The organism is Bacillus hominis, assembly GCF_030348325.1.
GTDB classification, from domain to species: domain Bacteria; phylum Bacillota; class Bacilli; order Bacillales; family Bacillaceae_G; genus Bacillus_A; species Bacillus_A hominis.
Window position 1 is genome coordinate 3134754 of the sequence record NZ_JAUCFS010000005.1, and the last position, 19129, is coordinate 3153882.

The following is a 19129-nucleotide window of genomic DNA, read 5'->3' on the forward strand; positions in this document are numbered from 1 at the left end:
CGCTCTAATAGCGTGCCTTTTCATTCTATTTCTCTAAAAATATAAGTACAGACTCCATAATCTTCTCATAACCAATTTCTTGATATATTTTATTAGATGTCGGATTCGCTAGATCGGTATATAATGTCGTTGTTTTGTAACCTTCGTCTAACATACGTTGACTAAGTGCAGCAACACAACTAGATGCGTACCCTTTTTTCCGAGCTTCTTTCGGTGTATATACAAAATTAACTGTTATATTGTTTGTAGTCGGTCTCGTTTTTGCAGCTACAGAAACAAGCTTCCCGTCTACTTCTAAACCAAATAGACGACGGTTAGTAATTAATGTATGGGCGGTTTGTTTCGCTTCTTCTTTCGTAGTAGGAAGCTTCACATCTTCACAAAATTGATATATCCACTGTTCTATTAATGTTAGCTTATCACTACTTACTTCTCTAAAGATTCCATCTCCGTTCCACTTTTTCTTTACTTGTTTTAATTCATATATACCTTGCTCCATTGCAACAGTAGTTTTCTTATTTTCTAACACTGCAATCTCTTCCGCTAATCTCTGTACAATTTTCTTATTACCAATCAATCCAGGAACATTTGAATATACTTCCGCTAATTTTTTTGCAAGTTCCACGATGCCCTCTTCCGCCATTTCAGACGTAGCAACAATGATTTGTTTTTCTACTGTTTGAAGAAATACAGTTGCTATTTCTTCCTCTTGTTTTGCTACCCCCATAAATATCGGTTCTTGGACCATTTGTAATACACCTAATATGAGATTATTTTCCTGCTCATTCTTTTCTAGAAATGGTGTAACCTCTTCTTTAAAATTAAGAACCTCTTCATATACATGCAATTGAATCATCGACAATCTCTTCCCTCGATTTATATTTTAATTAAGTATTGGCGATTAATTCATTAAATCCTTCTTTTACGATTCAATAATATCCGAAACTAATGTGTTCAAATCATTTTCAGCATGCAAAACTTTCTTCTTTTCCTTCTCAAATATCTCTTCTTCTTTTCGAAACGATTCTTTGCGCTTTTGAATCATACGCTCCATCTCTTTTTTACTCGGTCCACCATATACATTTCTTTTTTGAATAAAAGCTTCTGGTGATATAATTTCTTTCCACTCTTCTTCTAATAAATTTACTCTTAACTTTTCTTGTAAGTATACATTTATGTCTTTGAAATTTAATTCATGTAACTCTTTCTTCTGCTGCATAGACATATTCGCAATAACACTTGCTGCATGATGTGCATGCCGAAATGGTATTTCATAGTTTTTTGTTAAAACATCTGCGAAATCTGTAATCGTAATCGCGTGTTTATATGAACGACTTTTTAACGTTTCCTCTTCTACTTTCATCGTTCGAATAACTGCGTTCATAATACAAAAAACACGAATCGCCTTTTCGATTCCTTTATATAAATACGGCTGCAAGTCATCCTCCGTATCAACAATATCGCCAAATGGTGTATTATGAATCATTTGAAATACAGTAAAGGCTTCCCCTAAAGCACTACTCGTAATAGCGCGGGCATGTTCAATTGAAACAGGATTTCGTTTTTGCGGCATAATACTACTTATTTGCACATATGGCTTTGCTACAGTAATCCCATCATATTCTTTCGTCGCTAATAGTAAAAAATCATGAATCCACCTACTCGTGTTCGTCATAATAACCATTAGTAATGAGCTAACTTCTAATAAATAATCCGCTCCAGCAACAGCATCGTATGAGTTCTCAATTACATTTGTAAATCCCAGCAACTGTGCCACTCGTTCTCGCTTAATCGGGAAGCTTGTTGTAGAAAGAGCAGCTGCCCCCATTGGAGAATAATTTACAAGATGATACGCTTTTCTCGTTCGTTCTAAGTCTCTTTGCATCGTATCGTAAATTGCCAAAACATAATGACCAAATGTTGTTGGTTGCGCTGGCTGTGTATGTGTATACGCAGGCATAATTGTGTCTATATGTTCCTCAGCAAGCTCCAGCATACTTTCTTGCAGCAATAAATGATGTTCCATTAACCGTAATACAAATTGCCGTAAACTCATGCGATACATCGTTACACCCATATCATTTCTACTTCTACCGATATGCATATTACTTACAAATTCACACTTTGCTTCTTGAGAAAGCAAATGTTCAACTAAGAAAAAAAGATCTTCATGTTGCTCTGTATATAGCAACTGCTCCTTTGGAATCCCCTCTACTTTTTTAAGTGCCGTTAATATAACTTTCGCTTCTTCTCTTTTCATTAACTTTTCTTCAGTTAACATAGTAATATGTGCCCTATGCACTTGAAACATATCTTTTAATAAATAATTACGCTGAAAATTAAATACATGCTGTAATACACAATCTACATATGTTTTCCCAGGGAAATCAGCGCCTTCATTCTTAATAAACTCTTCTTTACTCTGTTTCATCACCTTTTCCCCTTTCGCCTAAGTGTTACTACCCATCATACCCAGGGATGGTGAAAAAGTGCTTGTACATAAAGTGAAACTTTAATCAGTGGGGGTCCCCCACTGATTATTAGCCCGTACCAATCGGGCGTTTACAGGTAGCAGGGCTCCCACCTAACTTCTTTGCCCCAGCCGAATTTTGAGACGGGAGTCTTACTACCCACAAATAGCGGGATAAAAATAAACTCGGCGCTTAAAGCACCGAGTTTATTTAATAAAAGTCGCATCATACTTATCACTTTGCAACACTTGGAAATGTAAATTTGCTAAGTGTTTACGTATTTCTGCACTGTCATCTTCATTTAAATTATTTGCCAAGAAAACAATTTCCGTGCAGTTTCCACGTTTATCCATTGCATAAACTGCTTTAGTTACCGTCCATGGTGTATAACCATTCTTTTGCCCAGCATGCCTGAATGTTTTACGATATTTCTTTGCACTCATATCTGTTTCGACGATATTCGCCCATACTTTTTCTTCCGCTTCTGTAAGACCGCCTTGATGATTTGCCTTTTGAAGCAGTACCATATAATCGTTAGCGGAAGCAGCCGGCAATCTATCCGACCAAATTTTGTCGTAACGTTCCTCTAAATATAGAGGAATTTCCTTTTGTAATAATGGTCCCTTCTTTTTTAAGCGTTCATGAATGATCATAGCATATTCACGATATTGCTCTTGAGACATTTCTTTTAACTTTTTCTCTATTTTATATTTTGGAACATGTAATTCTTTATGCAAATATCCCGGAATGTATAAAGATGAAACGATCGGAAATAGCGGTTGATGTGCAGGAAGCGCTAAACTTTGTAAATTCCGATTGATATTATCTAATCCTAATACCTCCATTAAATATTCAGTATTTGCATTAGAACTAAACTTAACCATTCCTTTTGCAACTTCTTCTAAAGAAACCGCTCCTTCAGTTATCTTTTCTTTTTTTTGCAAATAATTTTGCCATCTATCTTGTGCACCACCATCTGTACCCGGCACATAATAACGATTCACATCATTAATTGAAACGAAACTAGACGGATCGATTTTCCCCTCTGTAACTTGTTTCGTATATTCAAGCGCCACAATTAACTTCATCGTACTAGCAACTGGCAATACAACATTTGGATTTACAGAATACACAACTTTATCATTTCTCTTTACTAGAAGAGCGCTATTTTTTTCATCTTTATGTTCTTCAATAAAGGATGCTATGTACTGCGCATCATCATTATTTGAACTCCACACTTTTCTCACTAAAAAGTTACCCGATATCAGCAAAACAAAAATACCCACAATCACTGCGCATACTATAGTTTTTTTCAAGTAAAATTCCTCTCCTATTGTGTAACTCTTCTCTATTTATCTCTTAAAAACAAAATAATGGAGATGATTATTTAAATAATCATCTCCATTATTTTAACTTGTATGTTCCTATTATGTCTACGTCATAATTTTCACAAAGTCTTCTAGAAATTTTTTATAATGCAATGACCAACCAATTCGCACCCAATTCTTTAATGCTTTTGAGTCAGGTTGAGGCCGAAAATCAGCAATACTCTCTCCTTTTGCAATACCAACTGTATCTACATCGACACGGCGATACACATAATCTAAAAGGGATGGATTCGCCGCAACCATCATTGTAACGACGTCATGTACCGGACTTCCTGTTATTTTTGGATTCAACTTTTTATAAGCTTTATAATAATAATTAAAAATTGGTTCAATTAATTTATTAAAATTCGTTTTAGAATGTTTCGTAATATATTTCACCATCTCTGGCGTAATAATAGCTTCAGACGTAACGTTAAGTGGCACTAATGTCACATTCTTGGCATTTTGCATAACTAATTGTGACGCAATGGGATCGCCATGAAAATTTGCCTCCGCGACTGGTGTCACATTACCAGGCATTAAAAAAGCACCGCCCATTATATAATATTCTTTCACATACTTCATCATCGGTTTTTCTAAAATAAATGCTGTCGCTAGTGTCGTTGATCTACCAGCATCAACAATGATTAATTCTCCTTTATACTTTTCAAGAATATCGAAAAATGCACAAAAAGGTTTTATATTTGGCGAAAATGCTTTTGGAGGTTTAATAGGTCCTAAGCCATCTGTGCCATGAATTTCCGGATAAAACGTCACAAAATCCCCAGACAAAGGAATTTTCGCACCATTAATAACAGGTATATCTTCTCGTCCTGCAAGTTGCAGTAAATACGCTGCATTACTTGTCGCCTTTTCTTGTGATACATTTCCATATCCCGTTACAACACCAACAATATCAATATCAGGATGCATAATTCCATACATGATAGCTAAAGAGTCATCTATTCCAGGGTCTCCTAAAAATAATACTTTTTTCATCGCCCTCAACTCCATCCCCTCAATTGTTATTACTTTATGAATCACCATAGATATACAGAATAAAAAGAACAAATTTATATAAAAAACGCAGCCCTATACGGACTGCGTTCTCCATTTTATCTAGACGTTTTTCTTCATAGTAATCATACTGCCAATGATGTAAGCAATAAATGCAAAGCAAATCGGGAAGACAACTGTATGTATACCGAACGGATTTGGATAGAAAAGATGAATACACATATATGAGCCTACCCCAACTAAAATGGAAGCGAGTGCTCCAGTTGCATTCCCTTTTTTCCAATATAACCCTAACACAATCGGCCAAATGAACGCTGCTTCTAAACCACCGAAAGAAAATAAATTCAACCAAATTAAAAAGTCTGGCGGCTTAATAGCGGCAGCATATACGAGTAATCCTACGATACCAGTAATCAATAGGCTACCTTTTTTTATCGTACTATCCGCGGCATCTTTATTTATGTAGTTCACATATATATCTTTAATAATTGACGAACTTACAAGTAATAATAATGAGTTCACAGTAGACATTATCGCTGCCATAGGTGCAGCTAAGAAAACTCCAGCTAACCAAGGTGGTAACACTTCCATCGCGAGTAGCGGCATTACTTTATCCGGTACAGTTATACCTGGAAGTACTACTCGTGCAAATACACCCGTTAAATGCATGCCAATCATAATTGTACCTACAACCACTGTTCCAATTATGAGCGCTTGATGCATCGCTTTTGAATTTTTATAAGACATAGCACGCACGCTAATTTGCGGTAAACCAACAACGCCAACCCCAATTAAAATCCAAAATGATGTAACGTATGATTTCGTTAAACTACCATCCGCTCCGAAAGGTGTAATTAAATTCGGATTGATTTGAACAAGTTCCTGCATAATCTTCTCAATTCCACCGCCAGCAATGACAGTTGCAACTAAAATGATTGTCGTTCCAACTAACATAATAATACCTAATATCGTATCTGATAACGCAACTGCACGAAACCCACCAATTAATACGTACACAAGTACAGAAAAAGTAAATAAAAATAATGCCGTTGTATAAGAAAGGCCCGTTAGCGACTCAATTAAGCGTCCACCGCCTACCCACTGGGCTACTGTTGCTGAAAATAAAAAGATAATAATACATAACGCAGAAAGAATAACGACTGCTTTATTATTATATCTTCCCTTTAAATAATCAATAAGAGTAATTGCTTCCATCTTCCTAGCGATAATAGCAAACTTTTTACCGATAACCGTTAAAACGATATATCCTGTTACAACTTGAATCGCTGATAACAGCACCCATCCAAGACCCATATTGTAAGCAATACCAGGCCCGCCGATAAAGCTACTTGCGCTTCCGTACGTAGCAATCATTGTCATCGCTAATAATAAACCGCCAAGCTCACGCCCACCAAGAAAATATTCTTGCAAAAATTTATTATGGGCAGTCGCTTGTACGCGTCTTGAAGCATATACACCAATTAAAAATACAACGATAAACGAAATTATCATTGGAATGATTACATACCAATTCATCTATTATTCCTCACTTTTTTCTTCCTCATCGAGTGTAATATCTTGAAATACAAAACGAACAACTAAACTAAGTAAAATAACCATTACGACAAATCCAACGATACAGCTATAAAAAAACCATGACGGAAAACCTAATACATATGTATATTCACTCGGATCCTTACTTCCAAGTCCATAAGCAAATCCGTACCATATTATAAAGTTAATAATAGCAAGTCCAAGACCAATTAACGCTTCTCTATGGGCGATTCGAAAGCGTGGATCATCATGATAATCCTTCATTTTTCTCCCTCCTCTCACGATGTATTATTGTACCATTGTTCTTCTAGTTTTTCCTACTAGAAAACAAAAACGTGCAGGATTTTTTGTAATAATATAGAATACAATGTTTCATTACATATTTTTTACAATTGTAACATAAATGAAATTTGAATTTTCAGTATTTATTATTTATGATTTTAAGTAGAGGCTTTTCATCTAGTTCCCACATCCTTGATTTCGGAATAAACGCCGTCTCGTACTGCGTTTACATTATATTTTCAAGGGGGTTATACAATGAGTCAACTAGCTGTAAATCTTCATGAAAAGGTAGAGAAATTTCTTCAAGGTACAAAGAAATTATATGTGAACGGAGCATTTATCGAAAGCGCTTCCGGTAAAACGTTTAAAACTCCTAACCCAGCAACTGGTGAAACTCTCGCTATCGTTGCTGAAGCTGGTCGCGAAGATATTCATAAAGCTGTCGTAGCTGCTCGAATGGCTTTCGATGAAGGTCCTTGGTCACGCATGAGCACTGCTGAACGAAGCCGCCTTATGTACAAGCTTGCCGATTTAATGGAAGAACATAAAGAAGAGCTTGCACAGCTCGAAACTTTAGATAACGGAAAACCAATCCGTGAAACAATGGCAGCAGACGTGCCACTTGCAATTGAGCACATGCGCTATTACGCTGGCTGGGCTACGAAAATCGTTGGTCAAACAATTCCTGTTTCTGGTGATTATTTTAACTATACACGCCACGAAGCTGTTGGTGTTGTTGGTCAAATTATCCCATGGAACTTCCCACTTCTTATGGCAATGTGGAAAATGGGAGCAGCACTTGCTACAGGATGTACAATCGTTTTAAAACCTGCAGAACAAACTCCATTATCCGCTCTATACTTAGCTGAATTAATTGAAGAAGCTGGATTCCCGAAAGGCGTTATAAATATCGTACCTGGATTCGGTGAAACAGCTGGACAAGCTCTCGTTAATCACCCACTCGTTGATAAAATTGCATTCACTGGTTCTACTCCAGTCGGTAAACAAATTATGAGACAAGCATCTGAATCATTGAAACGCGTTACTTTAGAGCTTGGTGGTAAATCACCGAACATTATTTTACCAGACGCCGACTTATCTCGTGCGATTCCGGCTGCACTATCTGGTGTTATGTTTAACCAAGGACAAGTGTGCTGTGCTGGATCACGCTTATTTATCCCGAAGAAAATGTATGATAATGTCATGGCCGACCTCGTCCTTTATTCTAAAAAATTAAATCAAGGCGCAGGTCTTAACCCGGAAACGACAATCGGTCCTCTCGTTTCTGAAGAACAACAAAAGCGTGTAATGGGCTATATTGAAAAAGGCATTGCAGAAGGTGCTGAAGTACTTTGCGGAGGAAACAAATCATTCGATCAAGGATATTTCGTTTCTCCAACAGTATTTGCTGATGTAAATGATGAGATGACGATCGCTAAAGAAGAAATTTTCGGTCCAGTTATTTCTGCATTACCGTTTAATGATATTGACGAAGTAATTGAACGTGCGAATAAATCACAATTCGGCTTAGCGGCTGGTGTCTGGACAGAAAATGTTAAGACAGCACATTATGTTGCAAGTAAAGTACGTGCAGGTACAGTATGGGTAAACTGTTATAACGTCTTTGATGCAGCATCTCCATTTGGAGGATTTAAACAATCTGGTCTTGGTCGTGAAATGGGATCTTACGCATTAAATAACTATACAGAAGTGAAGAGCGTTTGGCTTAACTTAAACTAGTGAGAAAGAACCTGACCTATCCGGTCAGGTTCTTTTCCTTATGTATTCCTTTAAACTTGCAGTCCCCCGCTCACATTTAATACTTCCCCTGTAATATAGGATGCATATTCTGATGCTAAAAAGGCCGCTGCGCTTGCAATATCTTCCGGTGTTCCAATTCTTCCAACTGGAATCGCTCCAACCATTTTCTCTTTTACTTTATCCGGTATTGTTTTTGTCATATCAGTATCCATAAATCCTGGACAAATCGCATTACACGTAATACCAAAACTTCCAACCTCTTTCGCTGCTGTTTTTGTTAAGCCTACAACCCCTGCTTTTGTAGCCGCATAATTTGCTTGTCCAATATTTCCTTCCCTACTAATAGAAGAAATATTAATAATCCGTCCATATCCTTGTTGCCTCATGTAAAGAAGTGCTGGCTGCATACAATAAAAAACGCCAGTTAAGTTCACTTGTAATACTTGTTCCCAAGCAGACTTCTCCATCTTATGTAACATTGCATCTTTTGTAATCCCAGCGTTATTCACTAAAATATGTAGTGTACCAAATTTTTGCACCGCGTACTCAATTAACGACTTCGCTTCATTTTGATTGCTCACGTCACATCGATATAAGCTCACTTCATACCCTTCATCCGATAACTCACGTGTCGTTTTTTGTAGCTTCTCTTCATTTACATCACTAATTAATACTTTAGCCCCTAGTTTCGCAAAAACTCGTGCGATTTCTTTTCCAATTCCCTGCGCAGCACCCGTTACAACAGCTGTTTTCCCATTTAACAAGTCCATCCCTATCCCCCATTTCTATTAGCTATACTGTATATTTCGGCTCTATGCTTTCCAAATCCTCTTTGTATAAAAAAGTCTATTTGTGTCAAACTAACTTTGCAACGTCGCATAAAGTGAAACTTTAATCAGTGGGGATTTTGTTCATCCCCCACTGATTATTAGCCCTCACCAATCGGGCATTTACGGGCAGTTAATCTCCCACCTAGCTTCTTTGTTCCATCTGAATTTTGAGGTGGGAATTTTACTAACCGTTTATGCGGGATAAAACACAAGGAGATTGTGTCGAATGAAAAACAAAAATGTAAACCGAAACAAAGCTGCTGATGGCATTGATGTTGAGTTCTCTCGCGAACTCGCTGACCACAATGACTTAGAAGCAAACGCACGTGCAAATGCCGCTGATGCACGTCAAAAACGCCAGTCATCAGAAAAATAAGGCACTACAACGTTCCTTATTCTTTTCAACAGGGACCTACTACCCGAAAAATAAACCGAGAGCTACTCTCGGTTTATTTTTTATATTTTTTTATATACTGTGCCAAAGCGAGCAACGGATATATATGTCCGTAACTATGATACCGAATATAAAAGCCACCCGGTAACCCTGTACCAGTAGGATATTTTTCATTCATAGTAGACTGCGCGAGCAAATATGAAATTCCTTTTCGAATAATCGGTGTTTCTTGATCGTAGTAAGAAATGAGTGCATCAAGTGCCCACGCTGTTTGTGACGGTGTGCTAAAGGGTAACGAAATAAATTTTTTCTCTACACTACTTTGACAGGATTCTCCCCACCCTCCGTCTTCATGCTGCAAATTTTCGAGCCATGAAGCTGCTTTTTTCAACGATGGATGAGTAGAAGGCACTCCTAATGCACGTAAGCCTGTCATCACTGCCCATGTACCATATATATAACATATCCCCCATTTTCCATACCATGATCCATTCTGTTCCTGTACATCCATTAACCATTTGATAGCTTTCTTTTTTTGCTCTTCAGGCAATTCATTCGGTGCATACGTTCCGAATAATTCTAACACCCTACCTGTAATATCTGGTGTGGACGGATCAGTTATCATATCACTCGCATTTTCAATCGGTAAATTCGCTAGTAACTGGCTCGTTACCCCTCGTTCAAAAGCTCCCCAGCCTCCATCATTGTTTTGCAATCCTTTTACCCATTCCACGCCTCTTCCCCACGCCTTATCTACTCTACCATTCCCTCTACTTCGCGCTAACGCTCTAAGGGCAGCTGTAGTATCGTCTATATCAGGGATCGTCGTATTCACATCTGAAAATCCCCAACCGCCAGCTACAAGTGATGATGCATGTACGCTCCAATCTACCTTTTTAGTTTGTTGTTTTTGCAATAAATACTCTGTCGCCCTTTGAATCATCTTATTTTCATTTGTAACTTTAGCTTCTTGCAATGAATAGCTAAGTAAAGCGGTATCCCATACGGTAGAAGGAGAATTTTGCAAATGACTTCCTCTGTCCATTTTCCATATATAAGATTTTAATCCTGTCACAGCTTTCTCAATAATTGGAGACTGAATAGAGTGCCCTAATGCAAGCAAAGCATAAATCATATAAAACGTAGCACTCGCGTAACTATATAATGTTCCATTTTCATCAATACGCTCCTTCATAAAGCGCTCTACTTCTTCATATCCTTTATGATGTAACGATAATGGATATGATATTACCTTTTTCACATCACCTAAAAACGATTGAAACAGTGGAGACCGCTCCTCTCGAAACCATTGCCCACCTCCGCCTGCAATATGATTTAAATTTGGCAATAACTTTTTCTCTACACGGAATCTCTTATTCATACAAATCATCATCGGAATTAAATGTATACGCGCTGAGCTGCTTAGCCCAAATATACTGAGGGGGGAGTCATCTTGTAAAAATAAGATTGGCGTTGGAAAGTGAAAAAGCGTAGGAAATTCATATTCTCCATGAATCGCTAATAAAAATTTCGTCATGAAATGAGCACGAGAAACTCCCCCCTGTTCCTTAATAAACATTTCGGCTCGCCTCATATTCATATCTTCTTTCGAATATTTTTCCGAAGCAAGTAAAGCAGCATATGCTTGAATCGTCGCGGATAAATTCCCTCCCTTTTCATCTTCATATAATTTCCAAGTCCCTTCATTTGTTTGAAGAGATGCTAACCTTTTCACAAACGGTTCTATTTCGTCATTGCGCCCTAATAATTTGAGTAAAAAAATCATATGACAATCCGTTAGCAAAGCTCCTTCAAAACAAAATGACCACGTTCCGTCTTGCCTTTGCATCGTTTGAAGTGCAGTCGTTCTCCGCTCTATCTCCTCACGCACTTTGTCATATAGTAGCACACCGCTCACCCACCCTTTCTAAGTCCGTATACGATATTCGAAAACTTAGCTAAATATGTATGAAAACAAAGAAAAGCAGAACGTGTATTACACACATTCTGCTTACAAACAATACCCTACCCCGACAACAATTCCTAATAGTGCACCAACAACAACTTGATACGGTGTATGTCCAACGAGCTCATTTAACTTTTTATATTCTGTTTGTCTACCATGAAAAAAATCATTCAATATTTTCGCTTGCTTACTTACCGCAAGCCTTACTCCTGAAGCATCGTACATAACAATAATGGCAAAAATAGCGGCAACCGCAAATATTGGACTCTCCACACCTTCCACCACTCCGACACCTGTAGCAAGTGCAGTAACAGTCGAAGCATGCGAACTTGGCATTCCACCTGAAGCAAAAAACTTAGCAAAATCAAACTCGCCTGTTTTTATTAATTTAAAAACGACTTTCGTTAACTGTGCTAAAAACCAAGAAATTACAGCTGCTATAAGTGGATCATTATGTAAAATTGTTTCCATGTTTTTCAGCTCCTCACTGACTATAATGGAATTTCTATATAATATAAGTATAAAGAAAAATGCGTAGAAAATACTACGCATTATGATACTTTTGCTGATTTATTTTTAATAAATTTTGGTTGTTTCTGTAGTAGAAACTTTGTTTTCGCCATTGAAAAGACAAATAAAGCAATCCATATACAGAAAAACGCAATCATATGAGTAGATGTGAAATGTTCACCAAAAACGAACACACCCAAAATTAAACTAATAGTCGGCGCGATGTATTGTAAAAATCCTATCATATAGAGCGGAATAAGTTGTGCTCCTTTAGCAAAATAAAAGAGTGGTAATGCTGTAACAATACCCGCCCCTATTAAAAGAAACGTTGATATTGCCGAAATAGAACCGAACGAACCGAAACCATGCACTCCCGTCATAAACAAATATATAAGTGCAAATGGCGTCACTAACATCGTTTCCATCGTAAGCCCAATTGTTGCGTCGTAATTTAATAATTTTTTCGTTAATCCATATAATCCAAATGAAAAAGCAAGTGAAAGAGAAACCCATGGAATTGATCCGAAACGTATTGTTAAAATAACAACGCCTACTCCAGCTAAACCAACCGCAACATATTGCCAAAAATTAAGCTTCTCTTTTAAAACAACTGTACCAAGTAAAATACTTATAAGTGGATTAATATAATACCCAAGACTTGCTTCGATTACATGGTTATGATTTACGGCCCATATGTATACAAACCAGTTTCCACTAATAAGTACCGAAGCAATTGTTAATGACATTAATAATTTAGGTCGTTTAAAAAGGGCCACTAACTCCCCACCAAACTGACGAAACCTCTTCGTTACTCCTAAAACTAACAACATAAAAACAAATGCCCAAACGATGCGGTGTGCTAATATTTCATCCGCCGGTACTACCTCCACCCATTTCCAATAAATCGGAAGAACTCCCCACATCGTATACGCACCCGCCGCATATATAATCCCCTGCTTTTGTTGTGCTGTTTGACTCCCCATCTTCCCTGTTCTCCTCTTCTCTTTTTTTCTTCATTATAAAGTCTCACATACTTACTTTACCAATATTCAATCTGCATTTCTTTCGACATTCCTCTTGCAAATCCGTTATATGTATAAAAACACTCCTACTGTTATAATAACGAGCACTGGAATACCGAAGATAAATTTACTTTTATGTGTCTTATGATGAAACATATACATACCCATCCAAGCTCCAACCGCTCCTCCAGCTGCAGCTGATAAAAACAACGTACTTTCTGGCGTTCTCCACTGCTTTTTCTTTGCTTTTCGCTTATCAAGCCCCATCATACTAAATGCTATAACGTTGATAATAATAAAATAAATCCATTTCATCTCTTTCTCTCCCTTAAAAAATTCGCTTTATGTTAACACGAAAATAAGGTGCGTACAAATAAAAATGGCTATAGGTAAAAAATAAATCTTTTTAGCCTACAACCATCATTGTAATACCTTATACTTTATTTCTAATCTTACTATGCTTTTTCGCGTATATAAAATAAATAAAAATACCTACAATAACCCAAATTGCAAAACTGATTAAAGTGGTTTTAGAAAGATTTAATGCTAAATATAAACAACTTACTATCGCAAGTATAGGTAAGAATGGAACTAACGGAGCACGGAATGGTCTTTTCAAATTAGGATGTGTCTTCCTTAATACAATTACAGCTATAGATACAAATATGAAAGCTGTTATCGTTCCCACATTCACTAAATTTGCCAACAAATTCAAGTCCAATAAACCTGCTAATACAGCCGCAAGAATACCCGTAATCCATGTATTAAAAAATGGTGTTTGATAACGTTTATGAACACTCGAAAATCTTTTTGGTAACAATCCATCTCGGCTCATCGAGTATGATACTCGAACAAATGCAAACATAGCAACTAACAGAACTGTTGTTAAACCAGCTATTGCTCCAACTGATAATAGACCAGCAATTCTATCCTCTCCTACAATACGCAGTGCATATGCTACTGGATCAGCTACATTCAGATCCGTAAATGGAACCATTCCAGTTAACACGAATGAAACACCAACATAAAGAATTGTACAAATGCATAAAGAGACAAGTAATCCAATTGGAACGTTACGTTGTGGGCGTTTCACTTCCTCTGCTGCTGTTGCAACTGCATCGAAACCTAAAAAGGCAAAAAATACAGTAGCAGCTCCTCCAATAACACCATGGTATCCAAAAGGAAGAAACGGCTGCCAATTCTCTGGCTTTACATAGTTTGCTCCTACAATAATAAATACTAAAATAACAGCCAGTTTAATAATAACCATTATATTATTTATACGTGCGCTTTCTTTCACACCACGACTTAGTAAAAATGTAACAACTAAAATAATAATAACAGCTGGCAAGTCAATAATTCCGCCATTCTCCATCCCTGGTGCAGAAGCAACGATTGCCGGAATATGAATATTAAATCCTAGTAGCAATGACTGAAAATAGGCTGACCAGCCCGCCGCCACCGCAGAAGTAGCTAATAAGTACTCTAACATGACACACCAGCCAACTATAAAAGCAAAAATCTCACCTAATGTCATATACGTATACGAATACACACTTCCTGAGACTGGGACTGTAGATGCAAATTCAGCATAACAAAAGGCTACACAAGCACATACAATTGCAGCTAACATGAAAGATAATACAATTGCTGGACCAGCATGTTTCGCTGCTACAATACCTGTTAATACGAAAATGCCTGTACCAATAATTGCTCCAATTCCTAAAAGCGTTAAATCAATTGCTCCTAAAGTTTGCTGCAACACTTTTTTCTTTTCTTCATTCATTGCTTTCTTTATAAATAAACTCATTCGTAGAAACCTCTTTTTCAAAATTATCCCTTACTCATTACAATCTTTATTACTGTTGCTATTACACATTAATAATATTCATGCTTTACTTTCACTCCCTATATAAATTCCACAAATTACATAATTTAAAATCTGAAAAATCAATCTTCCGAAAACACGCTTGTTAACAGGCATATTTTTAGAAGATTGATTGAATTTATCACACGATTAATTATATTGTCAATAATATAATTAATTCACCCGAATTGAATAATTATAAACAAAATAGCATTCCAAAATATACGATGTCACTCACGAACACTATTAATTCCCATTTTAATACACTTTTTATTATTCCGAAATTCATTTTTATACATTGAATTCAATGTAACCCCCGTATGTAAGTACGATAAAACCAGTCGATTCGTTATATAGAAATAATTATCCATCTTGTTAGACCGATTAGCTTTCCTACAAATTGCAAACAGTATTTTCACTTAAGACAATAAAAAAAGCGCAGATTTTCATCTGCGCTTTATTCTTCCGCTTCAATTTCTGTACTATTATTATTGATATGTTCCTTTTGAGCTTCTTCTTGCAGCTCTGCTGAAATCATCGCATGATAAATTTCTGGATATAATCCAAATATTTGATATACACTTCCTAAAAACGGCATCGGAATCCCTCATTTCTAAAGTTGTATTGCCATTCTTAAGGATTCCCTTTTCACTCATTATACATTCGTTTTTGGCGCTTCTTCTTCATCAGGAACATGTAATACATTTTGCCATTTTTTATAAGGTGCACTATTTGGATCCACATACCCCTTCGCATACGAACGATCCCACAATTGTTTCATAAACATCTCTTTCTCTTTCTTCGCAACCATATCTGCACCTGTTCCGTAATAATTTTGGAAATACAGCTCAATTTCATCAAGGAATAGCCTTAACAATTCGTCGGATGTTTCTTCTAACGTCGGGTCATATTTTGCTTCACGATCATACATTAAAATCATATCTAAAATATTATGGACATGCTCTTTACGAAGCCATCTAATATCTTGAGCACCTAATACAAATGCATGTGTATATAAATGTCCACCTTGTATCATTGCCTTTTCTTGCTCTTCTTCAAACCTGGACAAAATATTTTCATAAATAAAAGGATTATGAAGCAATGCTCTGTGCAATTTATAACTTTCACTTGAAATATTTTTCCCCATCGACTGGATTAAAAAGCTACGGCCAACACCATTATATTGATACACGAATTGTCCATCAACAGCAACTAAGCTAATCCAACGATACATATACGCATATAGAAGAGCACGATTACATTTATCGTAATCTAACTTCGTTTGCGTTGCATTCAAGTCTGGCATAAAGGCTGGTAAATGCCAATATTTATCTAAATGCGGCGTCAAACTAGATTTTTTACTATTTAATTTGTTTACGCGGCGATAATACGATTGAAAGTAGTCACCTTTATCGTTCATAAAACCATTTGCAATATGCCCAGATGAAAGCTTTGGAAAATCTTGTAGCGATAATCCGTAATGAGCACGATAACAAATCACTTCAAATGGTGAAAACGCCTCGTTTACCGTATCTTTTTCTTTAAACATTTCTTGCAATAACTCTTCTTGTAATTCTTGTTTTAAAGATGGATGTACGCCCCAATATTGTAATTCTCTATGATGAGAAACTTTCGGAACGAACGGACTTGCTAAATGGAAAAGATCTTCAATTTTTTCACGAACGTATTCATCACGATCACGTTTCTTGAAATCAGCTTCTTTTCGCAATGCTTCAACGATATTAAGCTCTAGTTTGTCACGATAGCGCACTTGAAGTTCGTCATAACAATAACTCAATATATGTTCACGATAGAAGTCTTCCACCTTTTTTGACTGAATTTCTTCGGCTTTCGCATCACGACAATATTCCCCATACAAGCTCATATAAATTTCGGACGATATATCTTTCGGTAATACACCTAAGTTTAAATGTTGCTGCATATCTTGCCAAATCTTTTCTTGCAATTTCTCTTCAGCTAATACGTATACATTCGTCGGGTTCGTTTTCCCCTCAAATTCCTTGCTTCGCTTTTCAATTTCAAACAATAAATTTTCACGTGTTTCGTGTAAATTATCAAAGAATCTTTCCCAATATTGAATCATTTTATCAACTGCTTGGTATAGCGATTGATACACGAGTTCTAACAACATTTCTTTACGATACTCACTTAATTTGTGGACATATTGCGTTACGATATCTTCAAATTCTTTTTTGAACAAACGTTGCTGATTATAAAACATTTTCCCGAACCACCCTTGTTGCTGGGCAATTTCAACGCGGCGAACAGCCGTTACCGTTCCATCAATATTACTCACATTAAATTTCTTATCGTAATTTTGAATTAAATTACGCTTTTGTTCATTATTTTCATGTAGCCGATTCATCTTCTCCACTAACTGCTTTCGAATTTCATACAGCATAAAACGTGCTGCGACGGGATGAACCGGATCCGTTTTCTTTAAAAACCATGTATTTAATTGATAAGACTGTCCTTCTGAACCACTCGGTGTAAAACGGTCTGATTCGATCATGTCATATAAAAGGGTAGTCACATGCTCATGTACACGGCTAGGAATCGCATAAGCATATAAACGAACCGCATGATCAACTCTCGCTACTTCACCTTTCATTTGTTCCATCATTTTCAGTTTCGCAGCCGATATTTTACACTCATGCTGCAGGCGGTTTAATTCTTCATCTTTTTGCACTGTACGGTGTACATAGCTTTCGACAGCCTCTAAAAACAACTTAGACTTCGCGACACCGACCTTACCGCCCTCTGCCCCTTCTCGCGTCTCATTGAACATTTGTCTATAAAAAATATGGGCCTGCTCTGGACGAGTAGCAAGATGCTCTAAATCTTCTAAATAACTTTTCCCGCGCTCTGGCTTTTCACGCTGCATACCGCGTTTTACATCTTGATCGTATCTTTGCTTCTTCTCTTGAAACAATTGATCTAAATGAAGCCAAGATTCATCTAAACCTTGCACCGCCCATTTTAAAGCACAGTATTTCAAAACGTGCTCATATGGATAAATAAGTTTTGCCGTTCCTGCTCCGCAATATCTCCCTTTCCCACTCGATTCTGCCAATTGCTGAATTTGATTATCTTCTTGCGCAAAATGATTTGCAGACATTGGACTAAATAACTGTAAATAAATCGTATTTGCCATTTGCTCCATATAATCCGATAAATTGTGTAAATGGTGTCCATGTAAATTTTCATAATCATATAAGAAACAATAATTGTACGGTAAATGATGCTGCTTTATCGTATGATTTGTTCTTCCATCTTCATCCACTTGATCAGGACGATATTCTAATTCGATCGTTACGCCGCCTCGTTTTGATAATTCACCAGTCGATCCGAGCGTAATAGCGTGCAACTCTTTTAATGATGCATAACCATTCGCTTGCACAGTTTCAAATTCTTTCGCACTAACCGTTCTCGTCTTAACTAAAACATCTGGCATTAAAAACGCACCGCGAATTAAAATGTTGTGATGCTGCAATTTTTTCCGCAGCATTTCACGCAAATATAATGCGATTTGTAAAAACATCCCTGAGCCTGTTCCGCCAGCTAACGACGTTACAATAATGACACGCACACCATATTCCGTCTGATCACTTGTAACTGGAAAAATCTTCTCGATTTCTTGCCAAAAGGACGTCAATTTATCTTCTTTCATCGCAGCACGTAACGCTAAACGTGAAATGACGCGTAACTGTCCGGCTCCTTCTGTTAACGGTTTATCCAGTATAGTCGGATCCATTGGGAACCACTCTGGAATCGTTGGATCTCCCGCAATATACTCTCTCGGCGTTTTACTCGAACTCGTTTGCGTCTTAAACTTCCGAATATGATCAAATTTACTCAATGTATTCACATCTGTATCAAATACATGCATTGCTACCTTTTTCCGGCGCTCCTCAGGTAATTTTTCATATATTTGATGTGTGACAGTACTACCGATTCCACCTAATCCAATTAATATCGTTGGAACTTGTAATGTCATGTGAACCACCTTCCTATTCGTGCTTGTTTGAAAAGAAGAATAAAAAGAGCCACTCTTCCTCCGTCTCCCT

16 protein-coding genes are annotated in these 19129 nt (G+C 37.0%); 2 read left to right on the forward strand and 14 right to left on the reverse strand.

Annotation, left to right across the window (positions count from 1 at the left end; translation table 11 throughout):
* Nucleotides 1-25 precede the first annotated feature (25 nt).
* The 6 genes from QUF93_RS18755 to QUF93_RS18780 all read right to left on the reverse strand — a co-directional run bounded on the left by QUF93_RS18755 (nucleotide 26) and on the right by QUF93_RS18780 (nucleotide 6673).
* Nucleotides 26-856: a GNAT family N-acetyltransferase gene (locus QUF93_RS18755; protein ID WP_289359815.1), complete on the reverse strand. Its 831-nt coding sequence runs from the start codon at nucleotides 854-856 to the stop codon at nucleotides 26-28.
* A gap of 66 nt (nucleotides 857-922) precedes the next feature.
* On the reverse strand, nucleotides 923-2431 hold the full coding sequence (argH, locus tag QUF93_RS18760) for an argininosuccinate lyase (RefSeq protein WP_289359816.1): 1509 nt from the start codon (nucleotides 2429-2431) through the stop codon (nucleotides 923-925).
* A gap of 246 nt (nucleotides 2432-2677) precedes the next feature.
* The gene (locus QUF93_RS18765) at nucleotides 2678-3787 is read right to left on the reverse strand and encodes a serine hydrolase (RefSeq protein WP_289359817.1); all 1110 of its coding nucleotides are present in this window, start codon (nucleotides 3785-3787) and stop codon (nucleotides 2678-2680) included.
* A gap of 117 nt (nucleotides 3788-3904) precedes the next feature.
* Nucleotides 3905-4837, reverse strand: a complete 933-nt coding sequence (locus QUF93_RS18770) for a nucleoside hydrolase (RefSeq protein WP_002121287.1) — start codon at nucleotides 4835-4837, stop codon at nucleotides 3905-3907.
* A gap of 120 nt (nucleotides 4838-4957) precedes the next feature.
* Complete coding sequence (panF, locus tag QUF93_RS18775) at nucleotides 4958-6391, reverse strand: sodium/pantothenate symporter (RefSeq protein WP_289359818.1); 1434 nt, start codon at nucleotides 6389-6391, stop codon at nucleotides 4958-4960.
* A gap of 3 nt (nucleotides 6392-6394) precedes the next feature.
* Nucleotides 6395-6673, reverse strand: a complete 279-nt coding sequence (locus QUF93_RS18780) for a YhdT family protein (protein WP_289359819.1) — start codon at nucleotides 6671-6673, stop codon at nucleotides 6395-6397.
* A gap of 273 nt (nucleotides 6674-6946) precedes the next feature.
* Here QUF93_RS18780 and dhaS point away from each other — a divergent pair, with 273 nt between their 5' ends.
* Nucleotides 6947-8431: an aldehyde dehydrogenase DhaS gene (gene dhaS, locus QUF93_RS18785; protein ID WP_289359820.1), complete on the forward strand. Its 1485-nt coding sequence runs from the start codon at nucleotides 6947-6949 to the stop codon at nucleotides 8429-8431.
* Nucleotides 8432-8481: 50 nt separating this feature from the next.
* On the opposite strand, the gene fabG is transcribed toward dhaS, so the two are convergent.
* The gene (fabG, locus tag QUF93_RS18790; RefSeq protein WP_289359821.1) at nucleotides 8482-9222 is read right to left on the reverse strand and encodes a 3-oxoacyl-ACP reductase FabG; all 741 of its coding nucleotides are present in this window, start codon (nucleotides 9220-9222) and stop codon (nucleotides 8482-8484) included.
* A gap of 286 nt (nucleotides 9223-9508) precedes the next feature.
* On the opposite strand from fabG, the gene QUF93_RS18795 reads away from it, so the two are divergent.
* Nucleotides 9509-9658, forward strand: coding sequence for a YfhD family protein (locus QUF93_RS18795; RefSeq protein WP_002121294.1), 150 nt, complete (start codon nucleotides 9509-9511; stop codon nucleotides 9656-9658).
* A 73-nt stretch (nucleotides 9659-9731) separates the two neighbouring features.
* Here QUF93_RS18795 and QUF93_RS18800 read toward each other — a convergent pair whose 3' ends face one another.
* The 7 genes from QUF93_RS18800 to QUF93_RS18830 all read right to left on the reverse strand — a co-directional run bounded on the left by QUF93_RS18800 (nucleotide 9732) and on the right by QUF93_RS18830 (nucleotide 19059).
* The gene (locus tag QUF93_RS18800) at nucleotides 9732-11585 is read right to left on the reverse strand and encodes a terpene cyclase/mutase family protein (RefSeq protein WP_289359822.1); all 1854 of its coding nucleotides are present in this window, start codon (nucleotides 11583-11585) and stop codon (nucleotides 9732-9734) included.
* Nucleotides 11586-11687: 102 nt separating this feature from the next.
* Nucleotides 11688-12113, reverse strand: coding sequence for a divergent PAP2 family protein (locus QUF93_RS18805; RefSeq protein WP_002111092.1), 426 nt, complete (start codon nucleotides 12111-12113; stop codon nucleotides 11688-11690).
* A gap of 80 nt (nucleotides 12114-12193) precedes the next feature.
* Nucleotides 12194-13135: an EamA family transporter RarD gene (gene rarD, locus QUF93_RS18810; protein ID WP_289359823.1), complete on the reverse strand. Its 942-nt coding sequence runs from the start codon at nucleotides 13133-13135 to the stop codon at nucleotides 12194-12196.
* A gap of 105 nt (nucleotides 13136-13240) precedes the next feature.
* Nucleotides 13241-13489: a DUF1294 domain-containing protein gene (locus tag QUF93_RS18815; protein WP_289359824.1), complete on the reverse strand. Its 249-nt coding sequence runs from the start codon at nucleotides 13487-13489 to the stop codon at nucleotides 13241-13243.
* Between the two features lie 118 nt (nucleotides 13490-13607).
* The gene (gene bcaP / locus QUF93_RS18820; protein ID WP_289359825.1) at nucleotides 13608-14984 is read right to left on the reverse strand and encodes a branched-chain amino acid transporter BcaP; all 1377 of its coding nucleotides are present in this window, start codon (nucleotides 14982-14984) and stop codon (nucleotides 13608-13610) included.
* Between the two features lie 514 nt (nucleotides 14985-15498).
* Nucleotides 15499-15639, reverse strand: a complete 141-nt coding sequence (locus QUF93_RS18825) for a hypothetical protein (RefSeq protein ID WP_002121303.1) — start codon at nucleotides 15637-15639, stop codon at nucleotides 15499-15501.
* A gap of 57 nt (nucleotides 15640-15696) precedes the next feature.
* Entirely contained in the window at nucleotides 15697-19059 is a 3363-nt protein-coding gene (locus tag QUF93_RS18830; RefSeq protein WP_002121306.1) for a tubulin-like doman-containing protein, read from the reverse strand.
* Between the last annotated feature and the right edge of the window lie 70 nt (nucleotides 19060-19129).